This window comes from Clostridium sp., assembly GCF_051656525.1.
Taxonomy (GTDB): domain Bacteria; phylum Bacillota; class Clostridia; order Clostridiales; family Clostridiaceae; genus Clostridium.
This window is the reverse complement of sequence record NZ_JBOGCC010000396.1, coordinates 1-7,522: the sequence shown is the minus strand read 5'-3', so window position 1 is coordinate 7,522 and position 7,522 is coordinate 1. Positions and strand designations below refer to the sequence as shown.

8 protein-coding genes, 1 tRNA gene and 2 rRNA genes are annotated in these 7,522 nt (G+C 28.4%); 8 read left to right on the top strand and 3 right to left on the bottom strand.

The window, feature by feature from the left end; all coding sequences use genetic code 11:
- The first annotated feature begins 105 nt into the window (after positions 1 to 105).
- Together rrf (ACRDDY_RS19260) and ACRDDY_RS19255 are read left to right on the top strand one after the other, a co-directional pair.
- Positions 106 to 222 (top strand): 5S ribosomal RNA (gene rrf / locus ACRDDY_RS19260).
- Between the two features lie 166 nt (positions 223 to 388).
- Positions 389 to 1,330: a Gfo/Idh/MocA family protein gene (locus ACRDDY_RS19255; protein ID WP_438566528.1), complete on the top strand. Its 942-nt coding sequence runs from the start codon at positions 389 to 391 to the stop codon at positions 1,328 to 1,330.
- A 60-nt stretch (positions 1,331 to 1,390) separates the two neighbouring features.
- Here the strand turns inward: ACRDDY_RS19255 and ACRDDY_RS19250 are convergent, their stop codons facing one another.
- Positions 1,391 to 1,756 (bottom strand): hypothetical protein, encoded by a 366-nt coding sequence (locus ACRDDY_RS19250; RefSeq protein ID WP_438566527.1) that lies wholly within the window; start codon positions 1,754 to 1,756, stop codon positions 1,391 to 1,393.
- Between the two features lie 119 nt (positions 1,757 to 1,875).
- Between ACRDDY_RS19250 and ACRDDY_RS19245 the strand changes: the two genes are divergently transcribed.
- The 3 genes from ACRDDY_RS19245 (at position 1,876) to ACRDDY_RS19235 (ending at position 3,180) form a co-directional block, all read left to right on the top strand.
- Entirely contained in the window at positions 1,876 to 2,829 is a 954-nt protein-coding gene (locus ACRDDY_RS19245) for an L-lactate dehydrogenase (RefSeq protein ID WP_438566526.1), read from the top strand.
- Between the two features lie 155 nt (positions 2,830 to 2,984).
- Positions 2,985 to 3,101, top strand: a 5S ribosomal RNA gene (rrf, locus tag ACRDDY_RS19240).
- Positions 3,102 to 3,104: 3 nt separating this feature from the next.
- Positions 3,105 to 3,180, top strand: a tRNA-Lys gene (locus ACRDDY_RS19235).
- 172 nt (positions 3,181 to 3,352) lie between these two features.
- Here ACRDDY_RS19235 and ACRDDY_RS19230 read toward each other — a convergent pair.
- A complete protein-coding gene (locus ACRDDY_RS19230; protein WP_438566525.1) occupies positions 3,353 to 4,114 on the bottom strand; it encodes a signal peptidase II in 762 nt (253 codons plus the stop codon).
- 137 nt (positions 4,115 to 4,251) lie between these two features.
- Here ACRDDY_RS19230 and ACRDDY_RS19225 point away from each other — a divergent pair, with 137 nt between their 5' ends.
- From ACRDDY_RS19225 to ACRDDY_RS19215, 3 genes are all read left to right on the top strand, one after another.
- On the top strand, positions 4,252 to 5,049 hold the full coding sequence (locus ACRDDY_RS19225) for a pyruvate, water dikinase regulatory protein (protein ID WP_438566524.1): 798 nt from the start codon (positions 4,252 to 4,254) through the stop codon (positions 5,047 to 5,049).
- Between the two features lie 67 nt (positions 5,050 to 5,116).
- Complete coding sequence (locus tag ACRDDY_RS19220) at positions 5,117 to 5,275, top strand: hypothetical protein (protein ID WP_438566523.1); 159 nt, start codon at positions 5,117 to 5,119, stop codon at positions 5,273 to 5,275.
- A 90-nt stretch (positions 5,276 to 5,365) separates the two neighbouring features.
- The gene (locus ACRDDY_RS19215; protein ID WP_438566522.1) at positions 5,366 to 6,253 is read left to right on the top strand and encodes a patatin-like phospholipase family protein; all 888 of its coding nucleotides are present in this window, start codon (positions 5,366 to 5,368) and stop codon (positions 6,251 to 6,253) included.
- Here the strand turns inward: ACRDDY_RS19215 and ACRDDY_RS19210 are convergent.
- Positions 6,240 to 7,175: an amidase domain-containing protein gene (locus tag ACRDDY_RS19210; protein WP_438566521.1), complete on the bottom strand. Its 936-nt coding sequence runs from the start codon at positions 7,173 to 7,175 to the stop codon at positions 6,240 to 6,242. The genes ACRDDY_RS19215 and ACRDDY_RS19210 overlap by 14 nt on opposite strands.
- Positions 7,176 to 7,522 lie beyond the last annotated feature (347 nt).

Below are 7,522 nucleotides of genomic sequence, written 5' to 3'. Positions count from 1 at the left end.
TAAGCGTAGCAATACGTTCAGCTGACCAATACTAATAGATCGAGGGCTTGACCAATAATATTAACATATAATTTCAAGTGCAATTTTCAGAGAACAATCTGAATATTTGGTGATGATGGCATAGAGGGTACACTCCTTCCCATTCCGAACAGGAAAGTTAAGCTCTATAACGCCGATGGTACTGCACGGGTGACTGTGTGGGAGAGTAGGAAGTTGCCAAGTGAAAACAAGAAGAAAAGTCAGTAGTTAATTCTACTGGCTTTTTTCGTACACATAATTATCCACAAATTTAAAAGAAAATTAGAAAAAATATTTAAAATTGTGGATAAGTTGGTTTATATGTTTATAAAATAGGGATATAATTAAAGGAAAAAAGTGAGGTAAAAAGATGTTGAAGTGGGGAATTATTGGACTTGGAGATATAGCTAATCAGTTTGGAGAAGTTATAGTAAGAAAAAATAGAAGTATTGAAGGGATTGCAAATAGGACTTATACGAAAGCAGAAGAGTTTGCAAAGAAATATAAGACAAATACTATTTTTAAAAAACCAATAGATTTAATAGTAGATGAAAACATTGATATAGTTTATATAAGTACTCCAAATAATACACATTATGAATATATAAAAGAAGCATTAATAAATGGAAAGCATGTTTTATGTGAAAAAGCAATTACTATGAATAGTAGGGAACTTGAAGAAGTATATGTGATTGCAAAGAAAAAAGGTCTTTTACTAGCAGAAGCGATGACTATATATAATATGCCATTATATAGTTATATAAAAGATAATTATTTAGAGAAGTTAGGCGCATTAAAATTGCAGCAAATTAGTTTTGGTAGTAAAAAACCTTATAATGAAAATAATAGATTTTTTAGTAAAGAACTTGGTGGAGGCGCTATGCTTGACATTGGAACGTATGCCTTATCAATGGCTATGGTTTTTAGTGAAAATAATAGAATGGAGGATGTTATGAGTATAGTAAATAGAGCTAAAACTGGAGTAGATGATATTATAGGAATAATACTAAGATCAGAAGATAATGTATTAACTACAATAAATCTTTCTTTTACAGCTAAAATGCCTAAGCGTGCTATTATTGGTTTTGAAAATGGGTATATTGAGGTAGAAGATTATCCAAGAGGAGATAAAGCGAAAATAGTTTATTCAGATGGAAAATATGAAGAAGTAGAGTGTGGAATTTCTAAGGAGGCTTTAGAGTATGAGTTCAATATGGTAGAAGAAGCAATTAGTACAAAGAATTTTGAGAAAACATCTATAAAGAAAACTTTAGAAGTTATGAGAATAATGACAAAAGTATTAGAAGAATAAATTTAACAAAAAAGAGCGAAATATATTAGCTCTTTTTATTTTGGAAAATTTTAAGTTTATTTAAGTGTTTAATAATGAGTATGCAATACCTAAAGCAATATAACTCGTATAAAGAGTTGTGAAAGCAATTTTTAATAATATTATAGTTCTATTTATAGTTTCAGTTGTAGTGGAAGGATTAAGAGTGAGTAAATGCAGAGTTTTGACAATGAAAATATAAGTAACTATGGCACTACAAAAAGAGTAGTATCTACCAAGGTATAGTAAGTTATTAGGGGGAATATAGTTTTTGTAATTGAGAAGTTGTTTTCTTGCTTCTTGATTTGCTTTAACTGAGGTAATGTCAGATGCAAGTGAAAATGCAATTCCTATATCTAGAAAATAAGATAGTTCAAGTGATTTTAAAGTAAAATAATCTAAACTCATAAAATTCCTCTCATAAAATTCCTCTCAATATAATATATGAAAAAAAGTTATTTTTAGTAAAAAAAATAAAAAGTGATATAATAAAAATGAGAATAAAAGTTGAAAGGAATAGAGAGAATATGAGTATAAAAAATACAAAGGTAGCTATAGTTGGAACAGGACTAGTAGGTTCTAGTACAGCATTTAGTTTAGTAACACAAGGAGTTTGTGATGAAGTTTTAATGACAGATATTAATATGGAGAGAGCATTGGGGGAAGCAATGGATTTAAACCATTCTATTGAATATTTAAATAGAAATGTTAAGGTGAAAGTTGCTGAATATAATGAGTATAGAGATGTCGATATTGTAGTTATAACTGCAGGAGCACCACCTAAACAAGGACAGACAAGACTTGATACATTAGATATGACAGCTAAGATTACTAAGTCTATAGTAGAGCCAATAATGGAAAGTGGATTTAAGGGGTATTTTATAGTTGTTTCAAATCCAGCAGATATTATAGCATATTATGTACATAAGCTTTCAGGATTACCAAAAAATCATGTTTTAAGTACAGGAACTTCAATAGATACGGCAAGACTTAAAAACTTTATAGCAGAGCTTGTAGATGTAGATCCAAGATCAGTTCAAGGTTATTCAATGGGGGAACATGGAGATTCTCAGATTGTTCCATGGTCACATATAACTGTTGGAGGAAAATCTTTTTTAAAAGTATTAGAAGATAATAAAGAGAGATTTCCAAGAGTCGATTTAGATGACTTAGTAAAAAATACAGCAGAAGCAGGATGGGAAGTTTATAAAAGAAAAGGAACTACTTATTATGCTATTGCAACTGCAACAGTAGGTATTATAAAAGCGATTTTAAATAATGAAAATAGGATAATACCAGTTTCAACGCTGCTAGAAGGCGAATATGGAGTGGATGGGATTTTTGCAGGAGTTCCAGCAATATTGAATTCCAATGGTGTAAAGGAAGTTGTAGAAATTCATTTAACAGAAAAAGAAAAAGAAAATTTCAATAAATCAATTGATGTTATAAAAGACTATGTCAAAAAACTAGAAAAAAGATAGAAAGAAACATCAAAGACCTCGCATAAAATAAGGCTTTGCGAGGTTTTTTTAAAAAAATAAAAAAAACTTTTAAAAAGTTGTTGACTTTATTATGTTAAGTCTATATAATAAGTAATTGTTGAGGGGCACAAGTGGTCACAAAACAAAAAAGTAAATCTAGTAATGATAGCATAGAGGAAACACTCCTTCCCATTCCGAACAGGAAAGTTAAGCTCTATAACGGCGATGGTACTGCATGGGTGACTGTGTGGGAGAGTAGCAAGTTGCTAGGTAATGGTTCACTAGCTCAGTCGGTAGAGCACATGACTTTTAATCATGGTGTCCGGGGTTCGATTCCCCGGTGAGCCACCAGAATTGCAAAATTGTAATTCTAAAATAGGAACTTGCTTAGCATTTATATATTGAGATTATGAATTCATAATCTCTTTTATTTTATCCTTTTTTAGAATTAACGTAGAAAAGCCATTAGCAATGTATGCTAATGGCTTTTCTTATAAGTAAGATGGATATTGTGTGAGAAATACTATCCATCAATAGTTATTCCCTTAAATCCAGATTTTATGTCTTTTTTTATGAAAATAAAAAATTTCTTTAGATTTTTAGCATCATCTTTTAAAGTAGTAGACTCTTCATCTTTAAAAAATCCAGCATGATATAAGCAAAGTATTAGAAAGAAAATACCAAGATTAATGTAGATATCTTTTATATCAGCGATAAATAAATTAGATATGCCTATAAAGTCTAAACTACCACCATAAAAAACTTTATCTATAAGAGAGCAAAGTGCACCAGTGAAAATAAATATAATTGCCAAATCACCATAGATGTCATGTTTTCCTTTGGCTCTATAATAGCGATAAACTTCTAGGAAGATAAATAAGGCTACAATATTTAATAAGATTAATACAGGAAAGCTAATTCCAGCACCAAATCTAGCGTTTAGCCAAGAACCTTTAGTATTTATTATAGGATGGAAGGATAAAAAATCATTGAAGAAGCTATAATAATCATTAAAGAAAAATAGTTTTATTATAATTTTTATACCTTGATCAATAAGTAAGCAAATAAAGAATAAAGAAATTAAAACTTTACTAGTAAGACCAGATTTAAATTTTTGAGTAATAAAATAGATTATTAAACCTACTAGAGTAAACAATAGGATTAAAACAATATTTCCAAGAAAGGTATCAAAATCTGTTACTCTTCCAGTAACAAGTTCAAAAATAAAATATAAAATCCACATTAGTGGTAATATGCCTATAGTTAGAAATTTTTGTTTGTTCATTAAAGACCTCCTAAATAATAAATTAATTCTGATTTTTAGTTTAGCATATTTTTCTAAATTTAACTATTGTTAATAAATATATATATATGTAATAATATAATTACAAAATATAACAATAAAAAAGAGGTGTTGAGTAAGTGTTAACTATTTTTGCAGTATCAGATTCTATTGGAGAAACTTCTAATCAAGTAGCATTAGCAGCTGCTAGTCAATTTAAAGAAGGGGTAGAGGTAAAAAGAATTCCCTATATAAAAACTATAGAAGATGCAAATGATGTAATAGAAGCTGCTAAGGAAGTAGAATCATCAATTGTTGTATCTACTATAATTAATGTCCAAATAAGAGAATATTTAACCCAAGTTGGATTAGAAAATAATGTTTCTGTTATAAATGTCTTAGGACCTATATTAAATATTGCATCTATGAAGCTTAATAAAGTTCCTGATTATAATCCAGGAGCTATGTGGGTGACGGATGAAGAGTACTTTAAAAGAATAGAGGCTATGGAGTTTGCAATGCAATATGATGATAGCAAAGACTATAGAGGATTAAAAAATGCAGATGTAGTTTTAGTAGGGCTTTCAAGAACATCTAAAACACCATTATGTATGTATTTAGCTAATAAAGGAATTAAAGCAATAAATATTCCTTTAATGCCTGAGGTAGGTGTGCCGGAGGAAATATATAAGATTGATAAACGAAAAATATTTGGATTAACAATAGATCCATTTAGATTAATAGAAATAAGAAAGAAAAGGCTAGATAAGTTTCATAGAATGCCAACAAATGTTGAATATGCAAGTGATGCAAGAGTTTTAGAAGAATTTGATTTTGCAGATAGAATAATAAAGAGAATAGGGTGTAAAACAATTGATGTAACACAAAGAGCAATTGAGGATACAGCACTTATAATATTAGAATCTATTACAAAATAGTAGTAAATAAACATAGGGGAAGAGCATAATATTATATTAAAGTAAGTTAATATTGAAGGGAAAAGATATGGTTATAATACTTTGGATGTTTTTTGCTATAGTAACAGCAATGGTGGCAAGTGCAAAAAATAGAAGTATCATAGGATGGGGAATAACTGGTTTCTTTTTTGGAATATTTGCATTAATAGCAATAGGGATTATACCTAAAAAAGAAACACCTATGTGAAGAGTTACTAAGTTTTTAGTAACTTTTTTTATTAACTAATATATAAAAGAGGAGTATTATATACTAAGAATATAGAAACAGGTGATGAAAATGAAAATAGGGTTAGTTTTAGGTGGAGGAGGAGCACGTGGTGCATATCAAATAGGAGTGTGGAAAGCTTTTAAAGAATTAAAAGTGGACAAGTATATAAATGTTATTTCAGGAGCTTCAATAGGAGCATTAAATGCAGTACTATATGCACAAGGGGATATAGAGCTTGCAGAGAAGGTTTGGAAAGAAGTTACAACAGAAAAAATTCTTCCAACTGATTCAATAAATTTATTCAAAAGAAGCTTTTTAGTTAGTATTGGGTCAAAGAATATGAGCTTTATTAAGAAATATATTCCTAAAGTTTTTGATGGAGGAAATATATCAAGAAGTGGATTGGAAAATATAATTGATGAAAGTATAGATTTTGAGAAGATACGAAATGGAGATATTCAAATTTATGCAGTATGTACAGAGATACCGAAACTAAAAGCAAGATATTTTTTATTGAATAAAGAAAATGATGAAAGAATGAAAAAAATTCTTCATGGAAGTTCTGCAATTCCAATGATATTTGAAAGTGAAGAAATCGATGACATATGCTATATAGATGGTGGAATTAGTGATAATGTTCCTATAAATCCTGTATATTATGAAAAGTGTGATTTAATAATAGTAATTGGACTTATGAAAGGATACAGAGTTGATAGGAGCTTATATCCTAATACTCAAATTTTAGAGATAATACCAAGTTTTATGGAAGAAGGTTTCATTGATGGAGCATTAAATTTTACTGAAGAAAATTCTAAAGTAAGAATTGAAACAGGTTATAAAGATACATTAAATCAATTGAAACCTGTAATAGCATTGATGAGGCATCTAGATGAAAAAGAAAAGAAGCCATCTACAATAGATAGCATCTTAAAAGTTCTAAAAATTAAAAAGGCTTAAGAATCCTAATTTTAGGATAAATACTTGGATACGCAAGACTTAGTGGATAATGTAATTTATCATAGCTGTGACAACAGTAGAGATAATCACCTTCACGAGGAAAGGTTAAAATACCTGAATGTGTCCAAGTTTTTTTTTCGTTGTGAAAAAATTGAATTACAGATCCAGACATATTTTCATCTAATGAGAAATGTTCACTAGTTAGGTTGTTATAAACTAAATAATTACGCAATTCTTGAACTCTGACCCAAGAGTTTGAATAAGGATTCCAAGTTTTGGTTTTTTTGAAACCTGCAAAATGTAAAGTTTGAGAAACAAAGTTAGTACAATCACCACCAGAATCATCAAAAGAACGATATTCAGGATTATAATTTAAAGCAAATTTTTCAGCATATTCAATAGCTTTTTGGGAAGAATAATTAGAGAAGGTACGTGAAGTAGGTTTAATTTGAGTAGAAGTATTGGAAATAATGGAATTATAATATTTAGTTCTATTTAAAATTTCATGTTTTATTTGTTTTAGAGAAATTTCACCTTTTGAAATAGAGTTAAAGAGATTAGGCATAATTTCACGTGATATTATAAAATCTATTTTCCATATATTATTAATAGATGAAAGAATAAAACATAAATTTGAGAGGGAAATAGATTTAAAGTTAAATTCAGAAAAATCATATATTGAAAATAAATCTAAAAAAACAATACTTAAATTATTTTTAAAAGCAAAATTTTTAAATGTGAATTCATAAGAATCAGGAGATGAATTTAAAATATTAGATTTTGAATGAAATAAAGATTTAGCTTTTAAAAGAGATTTGAAAGAGCTAGAGGGAGAAATATAAGAACTAAAATTAGTATGCTCAAAAGTATTAATATAGTTTTCTATAACGAATCTTATATTTAAATAGGTAAGTGAATTCATGAGATAACTCCTTTAAACAATAGTTGTACATAAATAAGATATTCAAAAAACAAAAAGAATTGAAAAATCTATTTAAAAAATGTTGACAGAGAAATAAGATGGTGGTAAGATAAAAAACGTCTTAAGAAAACAAATTCTTGAGATGCAATCTTCAGAAAAAAAGTTAACAAAAGTTGTTGACAAAGAAAAATGAAGATGATAAGATAAATGAGTCGCCAAAAGCGATTGAACAAAAATGGTCTTTGAAAATTGAACAGATTAATATATAAACAAACTTAAACCAGCAATTCTTTTATTAGTAAGTTTTATGAGCAATTTAAGATTAAACTTTTTATTGAGAGTTTGAT

Excerpts from the sequence above, each read along its gene's own strand:
- ACRDDY_RS19255 (WP_438566528.1), top strand. The coding sequence starts at position 389 with ATGTTGAAGTGGGGAATTATTGGACTTGGAGATATAGCTAATCAGTTT.
- ACRDDY_RS19250 (WP_438566527.1), bottom strand. The coding sequence starts at position 1,756 with ATGAGTTTAGATTATTTTACTTTAAAATCACTTGAACTATCTTATTTT.
- ACRDDY_RS19245 (WP_438566526.1), top strand. The coding sequence starts at position 1,876 with ATGAGTATAAAAAATACAAAGGTAGCTATAGTTGGAACAGGACTAGTA.
- ACRDDY_RS19230 (WP_438566525.1), bottom strand. The coding sequence starts at position 4,114 with ATGAACAAACAAAAATTTCTAACTATAGGCATATTACCACTAATGTGG.
- ACRDDY_RS19220 (WP_438566523.1), top strand. The coding sequence starts at position 5,117 with ATGGTTATAATACTTTGGATGTTTTTTGCTATAGTAACAGCAATGGTG.
- ACRDDY_RS19215 (WP_438566522.1), top strand. The coding sequence starts at position 5,366 with ATGAAAATAGGGTTAGTTTTAGGTGGAGGAGGAGCACGTGGTGCATAT.
- ACRDDY_RS19210 (WP_438566521.1), bottom strand. The coding sequence starts at position 7,175 with ATGAATTCACTTACCTATTTAAATATAAGATTCGTTATAGAAAACTAT.